Source organism: Neorhizobium sp. NCHU2750 (genome assembly GCF_003597675.1).
In the GTDB taxonomy this organism is placed as follows: domain Bacteria; phylum Pseudomonadota; class Alphaproteobacteria; order Rhizobiales; family Rhizobiaceae; genus Neorhizobium.
Map to the genome: position 1 here is coordinate 481,541 of NZ_CP030827.1, position 15,206 is coordinate 496,746.

A 15,206-nucleotide genomic window follows, 5' to 3' on the forward strand; every position below is an offset into this window, starting at 1 on the left:
ATGACACATGGAGGCAAGCGTGCCCGATACACCGCAGGCTGACTTTGTGGAAGAATGCCGTCGGCAGTCTAAATGCGCCGCTTTGGCCGACGCGGCTGATCCCGATCTGGATTTGCTCTTGGATGCGGCACTTGCCGACGTCGAGGACGAAGACTGATCATGCGGCACATTGCACCTCCCCCTCGAGGGGGGAGGTCGCCGCACAGCGGCGGGTGGGGGTGATCCAATGCAGGGTAAACGGCCGGACTGGAGTTCCAAGTTCAAGATCGCGAATGCACGCCGCTTGAGGAAAGACGGCACCGATGCTGAGGCTAGGCTATGGCGCCATCTGTGGCGGATACCGATAGAGGGAACGCATTTTCGACGTCAGGTGCCGATTGGCCCGTATTTTGCAGATTTCGCCTGCCACCAGATCGGTCTGGTGATTGAACTCGACGGCAGCCAGCATGCAGAGGATGCGGCGCGACGCTACGATGCGAAGCGAACCGAATTTTTGGCAAGCCAGGGTTATCAAGTGATCCGCTTCTGGAACCATGAAGTATTTGAAGAGCTGGAAGCGGTGCTGGATACCATATTTGCCATTGTGCAGCAGCGCCCAATTTTGCTAGCAGAGGCACACAATTTTCACCCCACCCCGGACCTGTGGTCCGACCCTCCCCCTCAAGGGGAGGGTGAGGAAAAATGATATGCCAGACCTGCTTCTTGAACTTCGCTCCGAGGAAATCCCCGCCCGCATGCAGCGCAAGGCGGCGGGAGACCTGAAAAAGCTCGTCACCGACGCGCTGGTGGATGCAGGCCTGACTTATGAGGGTGCGCGCGAATACTGGACACCGCGCCGCCTGACGCTTGATATCCGCGGCCTGACCGCCCGTTCCGCCGACCTGCGCGAAGAAATCAAGGGCCCGTCGACTTCCGCACCGGAACAGGCGATTGCAGGTTTCCTGCGCAAGGCCGGCCTCTCGGATATTTCTCAAGCCCAGGTCGCGACCGACCCGAAGAAGGGCGACTTCTATCTCGCGGTCACGTCCAAGGCCGGCCGCGCCGCCGAAGAGATCATTGCAGATGTGATGCCGGGCATCATCCGCTCCTTCCCCTGGCCGAAGTCGATGCGCTCCGGTTTCGCTTCCATGCCGAAGGGCATGCGCTATGGCGGCATCGACGGCAAGGGATCGGAAAGCCTGCGCTGGGTGCGTCCGCTGCAGTCGATCGTCTGCATGTTCGGCACCGAGCATGAAGAGACGAAGGTCATCCCCTTCGAGATCGACGGCATCACCGCCGGCAACGTCACCTATGGCCATCGCTTCCACGCGCCGGAAGCGATCACCGTGCGCCGCTTCGATGACTATGTGGCGAGCCTCGAAAAGGCGAAGGTCATGCTCGATGCGGACCGCCGCAAGGACATGATCCTGCATGACGCCCGCGACCTCGCCTTCGCCAGCGGCCTGGAGCTTGTCGAGGATGAAGGCCTGCTTGAAGAAGTCTCCGGCCTCGTCGAATGGCCGCATGTGCTGATGGGCACGTTCGAGAAGGACTATCTCGAAATCCCGGCCGAGATCATCCGCCTGACGATCAAGACCAACCAGAAATGCTTCGTCACCCGGCCGCAAGGGGCCGAAGAGGGCCTTTCCAACCACTTCATCCTGATCTCGAATATCGATGCCAAGGATGGCGGCAAGGAAATCATCCATGGCAATGGCAAGGTCGTGCGCGCGCGCCTGTCCGATGCCAAGCATTTCTGGACCCGCGACCAGCATGACCTGCCGGATCTCGGCACGCTGACCGACTCGGCGAAGAAATTCGACCTCGACCTGAAGGAGCCGCTCGACCAGCGCATGGCCAAGCTCGACGCGCTGAACGTCACCTTCCATGCCAAGCTCGGCAGCCAGGGCGAGCGCGTTGCCCGCATCCGCGCGCTCGCCAAGGAACTGGCGCCGATCGTCGGGGCCGATCCGATCCTCGTCGATCGTGCGGCCGTGCTCGCCAAGGCTGATCTGCGCACCGAAGCCGTCGGTGAATTCCCCGAACTGCAGGGCCTGATGGGCCGCCGCTATGCCGGCCTGCAGGGCGAAAACGAATCCGTCGCCATCGCCATCGAGGATCACTACAAGCCGCAGGGCCCGTCCGACCGCGTGCCGAAGGACAAGGTGGCAATCACCGTGGCATTGGCCGACAAGCTCGATACGCTCACCGGCTTCTGGGCCATCGACGAAAAGCCGACCGGCTCGAAGGACCCCTATGCCCTCCGCCGTGCGGCTTTGGGTGTCGTACGCATCCTGCTGGAGCGGAATGTGCGGTTGCCGCTTCTGGCGACGACCAAGGATGCCGACCTCCTCTCCTTCTTCCACGACCGTCTAAAAGTCTATCTGCGCGATATGGGCGCTCGCCATGACATCATCGACGCGGTGCTGACGCCGGAAAGCGACGATCTGCTGCTCGTCGCTCGCCGGGCCGAGGCGCTGACCTCGTTCATCTCGTCGGATGACGGCAAGAACCTGCTTGCCGGCACCAAGCGTGCCACGCAGCTGCTTGCCGCCGAAGAGAAGAAGGGCACCGTTGTTGCCGATGGCGTTTCCGAGGAACTGCTGAAGCTCGATGCCGAAAAGGCGCTCTGGGCCGCCATTAGGACGGCTTCCAAGGACGCTGCCGACGCGGTTGCCAAGGAAGATTTCCGCTCCGCCATGGAAGCCCTGTCGAAGCTGCGCGCGCCGGTCGATACCTTCTTCGAGGATGTTCTGGTCAATGACGAGGACACCGCCATCCGCGCCAACCGCTTGGCACTCTTGAAGGCGATCCGCGAGGCGACCGGCACGGTCGCGGACTTCTCCAAGATCTCGGGGTGAGCTGCAGCGCCAAACGCCCTGAGCATAAGGCGAAGGGCCGGGAACTGCTTCTGCTTGAATCGAACCTTCAAAAGCCCCGTTGATCCGGGGCTTTTTTCTGCCGTCTGCTCCGTGCTAAACTTTGTGCGGAATTGTCCAGGAGCCTTCGATGAACAAGCCCGTGCAAGTCACCGTCAGCGATCAGGCCGCAAGCTTCGTCTCACGTGAACTGGAAAGCGGACGCTTCGATACGGTCGATGAAGTGGTCGAGGCCGGCCTTCGCATGCTCGAGGAGGAGCAGACGAAGATCGACAGATTGCGCGAATTGCTGATCGAAAGTGAAAACAGCGGTCCGGCGGAACTTTTTGATCGCAACGCGCTGATGGCGCTGGTTCGTGCTTCATGGGCTGAACGTGGTTGAAGTCAGGCTACGCCGGACAGCCAAAAGCGATCTCGCAAGTATCGCGCGCTATACCCGCGAGCGCTGGTCGGCAGATCAAGCAGAAATGTATATAGATCAGCTTCTGGATCTGATCGAACAGATCGGTGATCATCCCTTCTCCGGTCAGGATATGACCGATATCCGCGAAGGATATCGCCGTCGTGCGGCCGGCCACCATCATATACTCTATGCCGTCATGGCCGATGGAGCCGTGGAGATTGCCCGCATCCTCCACGAAAAGGTCGATATCCGCCGCCATCTCGACGACCGGCCATGACAAACGCCCCGCAATGACGAAAGCAAAGATCCTCATCAGCGCCTGCCTTCTCGGCCATGCCGTCCGTTATGACGGCAAGGGCAAGCTGCTCGTCCATCCGGCGATTGCCCGCTGGCGGGAGGAGGGGAGGCTCGTCACTATCTGCCCCGAGCTTGCCGGCGGCATGAGCGTGCCGCGCCCGCCGGCCGAGATCGAGAACGGCATGACCGGCGCCGATGTGCTGGCCGGCCGTGCCCGCGTCGTCGAGATCACCGGCGGCGATGTGACGGAAGAATTCCTCGCCGGCGCCCGCCATGCGTTGGATTTCGCCAGGGCCCATGGCTGCAGTCATGCATTGCTGATCGATGGCAGCCCGTCCTGTGGCTCGGGTTTCATCTATGACGGCTCTTTTGAGGGCGCCAAACACGCCGGTAACGGGGTGACGGCAGCGCTTTTAGAGCGGGAAGGCATAAGGGTCTTCTCCGACCGGCGGATCGACGATCTCGACAGGCTGGTCGGCTGATCGTTGTCGATGCCTCCCGGGGCGACCTTTGGAGCGGTCTTGGGCTCGGCAGGTACTCCTTGCGATATCGCCAGATGCAAAGAAGCCGCCGGCATTGCGGCCCGGCGGCTTCTCCCCTTCCCGAGGTACCCCACCAGGGGAATGGTATGGCGTACTGTTCTGTCGCCCCACCTCGCAAGATGCCCCCCGGCTCGAGGATACAGGCAGATGATCGGGAGAAAACCGGAAGGATGCGGCGCTGGCGGTGGATCGTCGCGCCGCGCGTCTGTTTTCCCGCTCTCCTCAGCTCGCCATACGCATGTCATCCGCCTTCGCAGGCATACGTGCGCCACTTGCCGCAGCGTTGATGCGGAAGCGGCGAATGAGGTTGAGCAGTTCCTCCGTGTCGGCGGCCAGCGCTTCGGCCGAAGCGGTGGTCTCCTCCGCCATCGCCGCATTGTGCTGGGTCGCCTGGTCGAGATGGTTGAGCGACGAGGAGATCGAACGCAGCGTCGTGTCCTGCTCTGCGGCCGAATCGGCGATCTTGCTGACGATGTCGCTGGCAGATTTCACCTGCGTCGAGATGCGCTTCAAGGCTTCGCCGGCCTCTCCCACAAGGCGAACGCCGTTTTCCACCTGCTGCGAGGAACGGGCGATCTGGTCCTTGATTTCCTTGGCGGCATTGGCGGAACGCTGTGCCAGTTCGCGCACTTCCTGGGCAACGACGGCAAAGCCCTTGCCGCTTTCACCGGCACGCGCGGCCTCCACCCCGGCATTCAAGGCCAGAAGATTGGTCTGGAAGGCGATCTCGTCGATCACGCCGATGATCTTGGAAATCTCGCCCGACGAATGCTCGATGCCGCTCATCGCCTGGATGGCCTCGGCCACCACCGCATCGCTGCGGTTCGCCTCGGTGCTGACGGAGACGACACGGCTCGCGGCCTCCCTTGCGCCGTCGGCGGTCTGCTTCACCGCAACCGTCAGTTCGTCCAGCGCCGCCGAGGTCTCTTCCAGATTGGCGGCCTGGCGTTCGGTGCGTTGCGACAATTCGTTGGAGGCGCGACGGATCTCGTCCTTGGAGCCGCCGATGTCGATACCCTTGGTATTGACCCGCGCCATGGCCGCTTCCAGACGGCTAAGCGCATCATTGAAGTTTTCGCGAAGCCCGGCATAACGCTCGCCAAGATCGCCGCAGCGGACAGTGAGGTCGCCATGGGCGAGATCTTCCAGCGCGGCCCCGATCGTCGAGACGACGCGTGCCTGGAGTTCGGCTTCGTTGCGCTGCATGTCGAGATTCTGCTGGCGTTCGCCGTCAAGCTCTCTCTGACTGCGTTGCTGGGTCTCCTCGATCGCGTGGCGTTCACGCACCTTCTGCTGCAGGGCTTCCGTTGCCCGTGCCATCAGGCCGACTTCATTCTTCATGTCCGTATGGGGAATGGCGAGATCGACATTCTCGTCCGCCACCGCGTTGAGCGCTTCACGGATGTCGGAGAGAGGCCTCGATACGCTGCGGATGACGGCGAAGGCGAGAATGCTGGCCAGCACCAGAATACCGGCACCAATCCCGACTGCCTTATAGATCTCTCCGCGGATCTGGGCTTCCAGGTCGTCGACATAGACGCCGGTCACCAGCACCAGCTGCCAGGGCTCGAAAGCGAGCGCATAGGAACTCTTGCGGAAATTATCACCCTGCTCGCCCGGCTTCGGGCCGAGAAAATCCACGGTTCCGCCGCCCGCCCGGCCGATCTTCACCGCCTCGTCGCGATACATGAAGCCCTGGCTGTCCGGCTTGCCCTTGAAGTTCTGGCCGAGCCGCTTCGGGTCGGGGTGCAACCGCATCGTGACATCATAGTCATAGGCGTAGAGATAGCCGTCCGGCTGGAATGTCATCGCCGAGACCGCCTGGAAGGCGCGCTTCTGCGCCTCCTCATGCGTCAGCTCGCCGGATGCCTCGAGCTGCTGGAATTTCTTCAGGATGCCGATGCCCGATTCCACCTGGGTGCGCAGCATGGCGTAACGCTCGGCATAGATGGCTGCAGTGGAGGCACGCAGCTCGAAATAGGTGCCGATTGCAAAGGCGACCATCAGGGTCAGCACGAGCAGCACCAGCTGATGAGAAATCCTCAGATTCTTCATGATGTCCTCAGGCAAGATCGACCGGCCGTCGAATGGCCGTCAAACTGAATTCGATTATTGGGAAAGGGCGCATCCTGCGCGGGATCGGTGCTGCATCGCACCTAAGCACAGTTGCGCGGTATAATTTAAATAAGAATTTAAATTTCCGCGCTTTGCTATCGAATAACTGAGATAGTGAAGAAACATGAGGCGCGGCTGACGGTTGTCGCCGGCAGTAAAGCCGAGTTTTAATATTAGAAATATTACTGAGAGAATACGTGCCGGTATTTTTCTCTCGGCGTCACTTCAGCCGCAAGGGTACAGCATCGAATTTGTTCGCGCTATCTGCGCCGGTCTCTACCGCACCCGTCCGGGCGGTGAGGTCGATCGGGTCCTGCTGCTGGCTGGCAAGCTGCACTTCCGTCTGCACATGCTTGCCCTTGCCGATCTCGATCACGGCCTGCAACTGGTCGACGGTCATCCAGTCGGGAACCTTGCTGATATAGACGACCGGAGAACCGCCCATCAGCCGGTCCGTGCGCACGATCTTCTTTTCGCCGTCGATATCGACCACCGAGACGGATTGCACGCCGCCACGCAATGTCGGGACCTTGTAGCTCGCCTGCTCCTTCACAAGCGGCGGGCAGCTTTCACAGCTCTTCGTCACGAGGCTGCTGCTGGCTCCCTCCGGCTTGGTGACCAGCGGCGTGACCGATTGCGCCTGGGCAGTGCCGGCGGCGAGCACGAAGACGGTGATGGCCAGATGACGCATGGTGCAGATCCTCTCTTTGCACCATGTGTAGCGGCTAGTGGTTGCGATCCCGTCAGGAGAATCGGTAAATAACGGCTTAAACTGTAACGATCGGCTGCAGCGGCAATGCTGCCTGCAGCCAAGCGGCCGATATCAGGGCTTTTCGCGCGCAGCCGCACGCCAGCCGATATCCCGGCGGCAGAAGCCGTTGTCCCAGGAAATGCCTTCGACCAGCGAATAGGCACCGGCCTGCGCGTCGCGCACGCTGGTGCCGGTGGCCGTCACGTTCAGCACCCGGCCGCCGGTCGCAACCAGCTGTCCATCCTTCGTCGCCGTGCCGGCATGGAAGATCTTCTCGCCCTTGCCGGTGGCGGGGAGTGCCGCGATCGGCGTGTTCTTGTCATAGAAAGCGGGATAGCCCTTAGAGGCCATCACCACGGTCAGCGCCACCTCGTCGCGCCATTCTGCCGAAACCTGGTCGAGCGTGCCGGTTGCCGCCGCATAGAGGATCTCCAGAAGATCGCTCTTCAACCGCATCATCAGCACCTGGCATTCAGGATCGCCGAAGCGCACGTTGTACTCGATGAGTTCCGGGCCCTTCTGGGTGATCATCAGGCCGGCGAAGAACACGCCGGTAAACGGATAGCCGCTTTCCGCCATGCCGCGGATCGTCGGCTCGATGATTTCCTTCATCGTCCGCTCGACCATCTCGGGCGTCATCACGGGAGCCGGCGAATAGGCGCCCATGCCGCCGGTATTCGGGCCGGTATCGCCGTCACCGACGCGCTTGTGGTCCTGCGCCGTCGCAAGTGCCAGCGCCGTCTTGCCGTCGGACAGGCAGAAGAAGCTTGCCTCCTCACCGTCGAGATAGGCCTCGACCACGACTTCCGCGCCGGCTGCCCCGAACGCTCCGTCGAAGCAGTCGTCGATGGCCGACAGTGCCTCTTCCACCGTCATCGCGACGGTTACGCCCTTGCCGGCGGCAAGCCCGTCCGCCTTGACGACGATCGGCGCGCCCTGTTCGATTACATAGGCCTTGGCGGGCTCCGCTTCGGTAAAGCGGCGATAGGCGCCGGTCGGAATATTGTAGCGGGCGCAGATATCCTTGGTGAAACCCTTGGAGCCTTCGAGCTGGGCTGCGGCGGCCGATGGGCCGAAGACGACGATATCCTTGGCGCGCAGCACGTCGGCAATGCCGGCGACCAGCGGGCCTTCCGGGCCGACCACGACGAAATCGATGCCCTTATCCAGGCAGAATGCGGCAACCGTCGAGTGATCCTCGACATCGAGGGATACGATCTCGGCGTTTTCCGCGATGCCGGGATTGCCGGGAGCGGCATAAAGGGCCGTCAGTTTGGGAGACTGGGCGAGCTTCCATGCCAATGCATGTTCGCGGCCGCCGGAGCCGATCAGCAGAACCTTCATAACCGCCCTCATGGTTGTTTCACTGGGCGGTTAAGGCCCGTTGCCGCAAAGGTCAAGGGTTCTGGTCGATATGGCTGTCAAAGCTGTTGGCGGGCGGCCGGCCCTGAACAAGGGGTCGGCGCGGCCATTTTGATGAAAAAGGTCTAGAGGAAAGAGTGTCTGTTGCGGCGCAATGCCAGCGTCGTTTCGAAAATCATCCGGTTCCGGTAGGCGAGAAAAGGAATGGGTTCATCTCTGTGGGTTGCATCTTTGATCTTTTCGCTCAGGTAGATGATGGCGGCCTCAAGCTCTTCGGAGCCCACCGCATCGTCGCTGGCGAGTTGGATGGCGATTTTTCTGGGCATACATACCTCCATGCGTGCCGCATCATGCGGCGGGGCTAACTATAGGGAGGGGGCTGAATGCGAGAAGATGTCACGTCTTTATCCACCGAAGCACGGTTATCGCTTGCTGAACGGCGTGCTGTTCTGGCACAGCCTGTGTATCATCCTGTGAGCGATGCGGAGCCGGTGTTGTCTTGCCGCAAAGTTTGACTATGGTCGCGCCTCCGATTTTGACCCGCCCGATTGAGACGAGGACGCTATGGCCGCCGATATCCAGAAGCTTGCAGTTGCGATTGCCGCCGAGATCAACGCGCGGCCGGATCAGGCCAAGGCTGCCATCGGCCTCCTGGATGAAGGCGCGACCGTACCCTTCATCGCGCGCTATAGAAAGGAAGTGACCGGCGGCCTCGACGATACCCAGTTGCGAAACCTCGCCGAACGCCTCGTATACCTGCGCGAGCTGGAAGCCCGCCGTGTCTCGATCGTCGACAGCATCAATACCCAGGGCAAGATGACCGACGAACTGGCGGCCAAGCTTGCCGGCGCCGCCACCAAGGCCGAACTGGAAGATCTCTATCTGCCTTACAAGCCGAAGCGCCGTACCCGCGCCGAGATTGCCCGCGAACGCGGCCTCGGTCCGCTCGCCGAAGCGATCTGGGCCGACCGCGCGGCTGATCCGGCAAAGCTTGCGGAAGCCTATGTGCAGGGCGAGGTCACTGACGTGAAGACGGCGCTCGATGGAGCGCGTGACATCGTTGCCGAGACCATTGCCGAAAATGCCGATCTTCTCGGCCGCCTGCGCCAGCATATGCGCGATGGCGCCGTACTGCGTGCCAAGGTGGTCGACGGCAAGCAGGAGGCCGGCGCCAAGTTCGCCGACTATTTCGATCATTTCGAACGCTGGGCGACCGTTCCCGGACACCGCGCGCTCGCCATGCTGCGCGGCTGGAACGAGGAAATGCTGACGCTGACGATCGATGTGGACGCCGACGACACCTCGCCGGTCAAGCCGGCCCAGCGCATCATCGCCGCTGCATTCGACATAAGGGACAGGGGAGCGGCCGACCGCTGGCTGATGGAGGTTGCCGGCTGGACCTGGCGGGTCAAGCTTTCCGTCTCCCTGTCGCTCGATCTGATGCGGGAAATGCGCGAGCGCTCCGAAGAGGACGCGATCCACGTCTTTGCCCGCAATCTCAAGGATCTGCTTTTGGCCGCACCCGCCGGCTCCCGTTCGACCATGGGCCTCGATCCCGGTATCCGCACCGGAGTCAAGGTGGCGGTCGTCGATGCCACTGGCAAGCTGATCGACACCTCGACCGTTTATCCCTTCCCGCCGAAAAACGACCTGCGCGGCACTCAGGCCGAACTCGCCGCGTTGATCCGCAAGCACAATGTAGAGCTGATCGCCATCGGCAACGGCACCGGTAGCCGTGAGACGGAAAAGCTGGTGGCCGACATGCTGGCGTCGCTGCCGGGCAGCAAGCCGACCAAGGTCATCGTTTCGGAAGCCGGCGCTTCCGTCTATTCGGCCTCGGAAACCGCCGCTGCCGAATTTCCCGGCCTCGACGTGTCGCTGCGCGGTGCCGTCTCCATCGCCCGCCGCCTGCAGGATCCGCTCGCCGAACTCGTCAAGATCGAGCCCAAGGCGATCGGCGTCGGCCAGTACCAGCACGATGTCGATCAGGGCAAGCTCGCCCGCTCGCTCGATGCCGTGGTCGAGGATGCGGTGAATGCCGTCGGCGTCGATCTCAACATGGCGTCCGCGCCGCTTCTTTCCCGCGTCTCGGGCCTCAGCAAGTCGATAGCGGAAGCCATCGTTGCCCATCGCGATGCCAATGGCGCGTTTGAGAGCCGCAAGGATCTTTTGAAGGTCGCCCGCCTCGGCAACCGCACCTTCGAACAGGCGGCAGGCTTCCTGCGCATTCCAAACGGCAAGGAACCGCTGGACGCTTCGTCGGTCCACCCGGAAGCCTATGGCGTGGCCAAGAAGATCGTTGCCGCCTGCGGCCGCGATTTGCGTGCCCTGATGGGCGACAGCGCTGCGCTGAAGGCGGTCGATCCGCGCCAGTTCATCGACGCGCAATTCGGCCTTCCGACTGTCAAGGACATCATAGCCGAACTGGAAAAGCCCGGCCGCGACCCGCGCCCGAGCTTCAAGACCGCAACCTTTGCGGAAGGTATCGACGAGATCTCCGACCTGAAGCCCGGCATGCTGCTGGAAGGCACCGTGACAAACGTCGCCGCCTTCGGCGCCTTCGTCGATATCGGTGTCCACCAGGACGGCCTCGTCCATGTCTCCCAACTTGCCGACAAGTTCGTCAAGGACCCGCATGAAGTGGTCAAGGCGGGCGACGTCGTAAAGGTCCGCGTGGTCGAAGTCGACGTCAAGAGAAAGCGAATCGGATTGACGATGCGCAAGGACGGGGGCGGAAATGATGCTAGAACTGCGTCTGATACCCGTGGAGCGGCCCGCAACGACCGCCCCGCCAATCAAAAATTTATGAAGACCGAAAAACCATCATCTCAGGGTGCTTTCGGTGCGGCGCTCGCGGAAGCTTTAAAAAAGCGATAGATTTAGAGAGGCATCTCATCTCTGCTACTTTTAGCTGTGATCCGTCAGGCATCTGTTTGACGGCGTGCCGTTTTATGTCATTTTCATGTCTTGAATATGCTTGCAGTCCGGCAATTTGGCGTTAGATTTCGCAAATTAGTAAGTCAGCCTTAGTATCTCGGAGGTGAGTCAGTGGCCTCGTCCCTTCACAATCTTCTCAGCAAAATCATCAAGACCGGAACCCTGACCGTGCGTGGCACGGGCGGCGAACAGCGCTATGGCGGCGGGGGAGGGCGTACCGTTTCGATCCGCTTCACCGAAGAAGCCGCGGAACGCGAACTGGTGGCCGACCCGCAGCTCAAGCTCGGCGAACTCTATATGGACGGGCGCCTGCTCGTCGAGCAGGGCGACATTTACGAACTGCTCGCGCTGATCAAGGACAATACGCTCTCCGAAGGGCTCACCTTCGGCATGATCGTCCGCGGCATCGGCCGCATGATCGAATCGCAGTTTCGCAACCGCGTCCCGATCAACCACAACCGCAAGAACGTTTCTCACCATTACGATCTCGATGAGAAGCTCTTCTCGCTCTTCCTCGATGAGGACTGGCAGTATTCCTGTGCCTATTTCAATCCGCCCGGCATTTCGCTGGACGAGGCCCAGATCGCCAAGAAGCGCCATATCGTGGCGAAACTTCTGGCCGAACCTGGCCAGAAGGCACTGGAAATCGGCTCCGGCTGGGGCGGCATGGCCATGTACCTGTCGGAAAGCTGTGGCGTCGACGTTACCGGCATCACGCTGTCGACCGAACAGCTGAAGATCTCCCGCGAGCGCGCCGCAAAGCGTGGCCTTGCCAACAGCGTCCGCTTCGAACTGCAGGATTATTACTACCTGCCGGCAACCAAGAGCTATGACCGCATCGTCTCCGTCGGCATGTTCGAACATGTCGGCCGGCTGAACTACAACAAGTTCTTCGGCAAGGTGAACGACGTGCTCGCCGATGACGGCGTCATGCTGCTCCATTCGATCGGCCAGCCCTATCCGGCGATCTACAACAATCCCTGGATCGAAAAATACATCTTCCCGGGCGGCTACATCCCGTCGCTGCAGGAAGTCATGCCGGCAATCGAGAAGGCGGGCCTGCTCGTCTCCGATATCGAGATCCTGCCGATGCACTATGCCTATACGCTGCGCCACTGGCGCGAGCGCTTCATGGCAAACAAGGAAAAGGCCAGGGCCCTCTATGACGAGCGTTTCGTCCGGATGTGGGAATTCTACCTCGCCGGTTCCGAAATGGCCTTCACCCACGAAGCCTTCCACATCTTCCAGATCCAGATCGTCAAGAAGCGTCAGGCCGTGCCGGACAATCGCGACTACATCTACGAAAAGGAAGCCGAGCTTCGCGCCTTCGAACAAAGCCGCCTGCCGCTCGACAAGATCGCGGTGTAAGGGGGCCTGGCTGTGGCTTGCCCCTCACCAACAAAATCTACGACTTAGCTGAAGCTAAGATCGTGATTTTGTATCCTCTCCCGCAAGGGGAGAGGGAGGGCGCCGAGCGAGCCTCCCCGGTTCCTCTCCCCTTGCGGGAGAGGAAGCAATTTCAACATCTTGGCTGAAGGCCAAGTGTTAGAAATTGCAGGCGAGGGGCTCTAGGCCTGCCACTGTCTTGACCGCCGCATTTTCCCGGCGCTAGAACCTCAGCCATGATGACAAACGCTTCCGATCTTGGCGCCCGCGTGGCCGATGCGCCTTCCGACAATTTCGTCTATCGCGTTCTCCCGCGATCGCTCTGGGGCTATTCCCAGCTCGCCCGCTGGGACCGGCCGATCGGCTGGCAGCTTTTGATGTGGCCGTGCTTCTGGTCGATTGCGCTCGCTGCCGGTGCCGCCCCGGCCGAACTCGGCCTCACCCTCGGCACGGCGATCTTCTATTTGTTCCTGATGTTCGTCGGTTCGGTCGCCATGCGCGGTGCCGGTTGCACCTATAACGATCTCGTCGACCAGGATATCGACAATGAAGTGGCGCGCACCCGCTCGCGGCCGTTGCCCTCCGGTCGCGTGTCCCGTTTCGGCGCAAAGGTCTTCCTGGCGCTGCAATGCCTGGTCGGCCTTCTCGTCCTTATTCAGTTCAACGCCTTCTCGATCGTGCTTGCCATCGCATCGCTCGTTTTCGTCGCCATCTATCCCTTCGCCAAGCGGTTTACCGACTGGCCGCAGTTTTTCCTCGGCCTTGCCTTTTCCTGGGGCGCGCTGATGGGCTGGGCGGCGATCTTCGGCGGTTTCTCCTGGGCCGCATTCTGGCTTTACGTCGCCGCCGTCATCTGGACGATCGGTTACGACACGATCTACGCCCATCAGGACAAGGAGGACGACGAACTGATCGGCGTCCGGTCGACCGCACTGCTGTTCGGCGACGACACCAAGGCCTGGCTCTGCGGCCTTTATGGTGCGACCCTGCTGTTTCTGCTGTTCTCGTTCATGGCCGCAGGCGCAGGCTTCTTCGCCTATGTCGGACTGGTGGTTGCCGCCGTCATGCTGGCTTGGCAGATCCTCATGCTGGATATCGACAACCCCGAACACTGCCTGAAACTGTTCAAGTTCAACACACGCGTGGGCGCGATCCTCTTTGTCGGCCTGATGCTTTCGGCGATTTTTTAAAGCAGCGACGAGAATTTCAAACGGAAAAGCCCGGCTCAAGGCCGGGCTTTTCGTTGCGCCGTTTAAGGATTTGGGGAGACCTTAACGGCGGGCGATGATTTCCCGGCCTTCGATCCTCATCGCCACACCGAGGCTGCCGGTGGTGCGACGGACGAGGAAGCGGGGACGCCTTGCGGCGAAATAGGAATGGCGGCGGCGCTGCTTGGTGCCGTGGTCGCGCACGTCGCCGATATGGTTTTCCAGCGGACGCGCCACGCCATCGGCCTCGACCATCAGCATCGGGATGCGGAATGCATCCGACCACGAGCGCCAGTCGGCGGCGATATCGCAGAGATCATGGGCGACGAGCAGCGGAATGCAGAGATCCGGATCGTCGTGATGGAGTTCGAGCGTCACGGTGACTTCGCCGTCGCCATGGTCGATTGCACGGGCTGCCACCCCCTTGAAGGCGCGTGCCGGCAGTGCGAAGGACAGCGGCAACCCGCTACCCGGAAGGATCTTGCGCAGCACAGCACCACGCTCGTCGATGGTGATGGTGACATCTCCTGATGTCTCGCGCAGCGCATAGGAAATCTGCTGCGGAAAACGAGACGGATCGAGCCTCAGTGTCGACCCTGCCCATTCGGGCTTCAGAACGGTTTTGCTCATCGCTTAATGCTACCCTTGTTTTACCTGAGAGCCGTTTCCGGTTGCCCGTATTCGGTATCTCTGCGGGACTTTTGTCCTCTGATGGGCTCACAATAGGCGGCGGCCTTGCGAGAACTGCTTAAAAATCGCGGTTAAGGAAAGTTTGCCTCGGTTGATGGTTACCGAATGCCGCAACCATCGCGGTTTCCGAAGGGTGAACGCCGGACCTCGTTCCGATGCGGAACAGGTTCGCGACGCCTAGCGCGCAATCACGCGGGCGGCCTGTGGATAACGGCATTATGGGATTTGGTGCGCCCGATGCGTCAGGCTGATGTCGGGCCGGGCGCAGAACGGCGTCAGCCGTCTTCCTTCTGGCCGAGCGGCTGGAAGGCGGGCTCGATATGGCCGGAAAGCCATTCGAGATCGTCATGGGCGGCCTTCAGCATGGCCTCTTCCATCCGCCGGTAGCGCGACAGCAGTTCCTTGCCGAATTCGGTCAGTTCCGCCCCGCCGCCGCTCTTGCCCCCGTGCCGCGTGGCAATCGAGGGCTCGGTAAACATCCGGTTGATCTCGTCGGCCAAGAGCCATGCCCGCCGGTAGGACATGCCGAAGGAAGCACCCGCCGAGCGGATCGATCCATGCTCGGCGATCTTTTCGAGAAGCTGGGCCTTGCCCGGTCCGAGCCGGGCACCGATGTCGAAATCGATACGAAATGTCGTGCGGCGGATGCGGCTCATC

15 protein-coding genes are annotated in these 15,206 nt (G+C 61.3%); 9 read left to right on the forward strand and 6 right to left on the reverse strand.

Annotated features, from left to right (window positions below):
• Positions 1 to 19: 19 nt before the first annotated feature.
• The 6 genes from NCHU2750_RS02285 (at position 20) to NCHU2750_RS02310 (ending at position 4,040) form a co-directional block, all read left to right on the forward strand.
• On the forward strand, positions 20 to 157 hold the full coding sequence (locus tag NCHU2750_RS02285) for an antitoxin MazE-like protein (RefSeq protein WP_245480310.1): 138 nt from the start codon (positions 20 to 22) through the stop codon (positions 155 to 157).
• A gap of 69 nt (positions 158 to 226) precedes the next feature.
• The gene (locus NCHU2750_RS02290) at positions 227 to 685 is read left to right on the forward strand and encodes an endonuclease domain-containing protein (protein ID WP_119938975.1); all 459 of its coding nucleotides are present in this window, start codon (positions 227 to 229) and stop codon (positions 683 to 685) included.
• 1 nt (position 686) lies between these two features.
• Positions 687 to 2,840 (forward strand): glycine--tRNA ligase subunit beta, encoded by a 2,154-nt coding sequence (glyS, locus tag NCHU2750_RS02295; protein WP_119938976.1) that lies wholly within the window; start codon positions 687 to 689, stop codon positions 2,838 to 2,840.
• A gap of 148 nt (positions 2,841 to 2,988) precedes the next feature.
• Positions 2,989 to 3,240 (forward strand): type II toxin-antitoxin system ParD family antitoxin, encoded by a 252-nt coding sequence (locus tag NCHU2750_RS02300; protein WP_119938977.1) that lies wholly within the window; start codon positions 2,989 to 2,991, stop codon positions 3,238 to 3,240.
• Positions 3,233 to 3,538 (forward strand): type II toxin-antitoxin system RelE/ParE family toxin, encoded by a 306-nt coding sequence (locus NCHU2750_RS02305; protein WP_162939451.1) that lies wholly within the window; start codon positions 3,233 to 3,235, stop codon positions 3,536 to 3,538. Before NCHU2750_RS02300 ends, NCHU2750_RS02305 begins: the two co-directional genes overlap by 8 nt.
• Before the next feature lie 13 nt (positions 3,539 to 3,551).
• A complete protein-coding gene (locus tag NCHU2750_RS02310; RefSeq protein ID WP_119938979.1) occupies positions 3,552 to 4,040 on the forward strand; it encodes a 2-thiouracil desulfurase family protein in 489 nt (162 codons plus the stop codon).
• Between the two features lie 282 nt (positions 4,041 to 4,322).
• Here the strand turns inward: NCHU2750_RS02310 and NCHU2750_RS02315 are convergent, their stop codons facing one another.
• The 4 genes from NCHU2750_RS02315 to NCHU2750_RS02330 form a co-directional block, all read right to left on the reverse strand.
• A complete protein-coding gene (locus NCHU2750_RS02315) occupies positions 4,323 to 6,155 on the reverse strand; it encodes a methyl-accepting chemotaxis protein (RefSeq protein WP_119938980.1) in 1,833 nt (610 codons plus the stop codon).
• Between the two features lie 280 nt (positions 6,156 to 6,435).
• Complete coding sequence (locus tag NCHU2750_RS02320; protein WP_119938981.1) at positions 6,436 to 6,906, reverse strand: plant virulence effector HPE1-like domain-containing protein; 471 nt, start codon at positions 6,904 to 6,906, stop codon at positions 6,436 to 6,438.
• A 132-nt stretch (positions 6,907 to 7,038) separates the two neighbouring features.
• Positions 7,039 to 8,310 carry a phosphoribosylamine--glycine ligase gene (gene purD, locus NCHU2750_RS02325; protein ID WP_119938982.1) on the reverse strand — a complete coding sequence of 424 codons (1,272 nt, stop codon included), beginning with the start codon at positions 8,308 to 8,310 and terminating at the stop codon, positions 7,039 to 7,041.
• Positions 8,311 to 8,453: 143 nt separating this feature from the next.
• Positions 8,454 to 8,654, reverse strand: coding sequence for a hypothetical protein (locus NCHU2750_RS02330; protein ID WP_119938983.1), 201 nt, complete (start codon positions 8,652 to 8,654; stop codon positions 8,454 to 8,456).
• Positions 8,655 to 8,892: 238 nt separating this feature from the next.
• Here NCHU2750_RS02330 and NCHU2750_RS02335 point away from each other — a divergent pair, with 238 nt between their 5' ends.
• The 3 genes from NCHU2750_RS02335 to ubiA all read left to right on the forward strand — a co-directional run bounded on the left by NCHU2750_RS02335 (position 8,893) and on the right by ubiA (position 13,841).
• Positions 8,893 to 11,205 carry a Tex family protein gene (locus NCHU2750_RS02335; protein WP_119938984.1) on the forward strand — a complete coding sequence of 771 codons (2,313 nt, stop codon included), beginning with the start codon at positions 8,893 to 8,895 and terminating at the stop codon, positions 11,203 to 11,205.
• A 171-nt stretch (positions 11,206 to 11,376) separates the two neighbouring features.
• Complete coding sequence (locus tag NCHU2750_RS02340; protein ID WP_119938985.1) at positions 11,377 to 12,633, forward strand: cyclopropane fatty acid synthase; 1,257 nt, start codon at positions 11,377 to 11,379, stop codon at positions 12,631 to 12,633.
• Between the two features lie 257 nt (positions 12,634 to 12,890).
• Complete coding sequence (ubiA, locus tag NCHU2750_RS02345) at positions 12,891 to 13,841, forward strand: 4-hydroxybenzoate octaprenyltransferase (RefSeq protein ID WP_119942849.1); 951 nt, start codon at positions 12,891 to 12,893, stop codon at positions 13,839 to 13,841.
• An 81-nt stretch (positions 13,842 to 13,922) separates the two neighbouring features.
• Here the strand turns inward: ubiA and NCHU2750_RS02350 are convergent, their stop codons facing one another.
• Both NCHU2750_RS02350 and NCHU2750_RS02355 read right to left on the reverse strand, forming a co-directional pair.
• Positions 13,923 to 14,489 carry a DUF6101 family protein gene (locus NCHU2750_RS02350; RefSeq protein WP_119938986.1) on the reverse strand — a complete coding sequence of 189 codons (567 nt, stop codon included), beginning with the start codon at positions 14,487 to 14,489 and terminating at the stop codon, positions 13,923 to 13,925.
• A 335-nt stretch (positions 14,490 to 14,824) separates the two neighbouring features.
• Positions 14,825 to 15,205, reverse strand: coding sequence for a winged helix-turn-helix domain-containing protein (locus tag NCHU2750_RS02355; protein WP_119938987.1), 381 nt, complete (start codon positions 15,203 to 15,205; stop codon positions 14,825 to 14,827).
• Position 15,206: the final 1 nt, after the last annotated feature.

Coding starts and splice junctions, on each gene's coding strand:
- NCHU2750_RS02290 (WP_119938975.1), top strand. CDS start 227: ATGCAGGGTAAACGGCCGGACTGGAGTTCCAAGTTCAAGATCGCGAAT.
- glyS (WP_119938976.1), top strand. CDS start 687: ATGCCAGACCTGCTTCTTGAACTTCGCTCCGAGGAAATCCCCGCCCGC.
- NCHU2750_RS02300 (WP_119938977.1), top strand. CDS start 2,989: ATGAACAAGCCCGTGCAAGTCACCGTCAGCGATCAGGCCGCAAGCTTC.
- NCHU2750_RS02310 (WP_119938979.1), top strand. CDS start 3,552: ATGACGAAAGCAAAGATCCTCATCAGCGCCTGCCTTCTCGGCCATGCC.
- NCHU2750_RS02315 (WP_119938980.1), bottom strand. CDS start 6,155: ATGAAGAATCTGAGGATTTCTCATCAGCTGGTGCTGCTCGTGCTGACC.
- NCHU2750_RS02320 (WP_119938981.1), bottom strand. CDS start 6,906: ATGCGTCATCTGGCCATCACCGTCTTCGTGCTCGCCGCCGGCACTGCC.
- purD (WP_119938982.1), bottom strand. CDS start 8,310: ATGAAGGTTCTGCTGATCGGCTCCGGCGGCCGCGAACATGCATTGGCA.
- NCHU2750_RS02330 (WP_119938983.1), bottom strand. CDS start 8,654: ATGCCCAGAAAAATCGCCATCCAACTCGCCAGCGACGATGCGGTGGGC.
- NCHU2750_RS02335 (WP_119938984.1), top strand. CDS start 8,893: ATGGCCGCCGATATCCAGAAGCTTGCAGTTGCGATTGCCGCCGAGATC.
- ubiA (WP_119942849.1), top strand. CDS start 12,891: ATGACAAACGCTTCCGATCTTGGCGCCCGCGTGGCCGATGCGCCTTCC.
- NCHU2750_RS02350 (WP_119938986.1), bottom strand. CDS start 14,489: ATGAGCAAAACCGTTCTGAAGCCCGAATGGGCAGGGTCGACACTGAGG.
- NCHU2750_RS02355 (WP_119938987.1), bottom strand. CDS start 15,205: ATGAGCCGCATCCGCCGCACGACATTTCGTATCGATTTCGACATCGGT.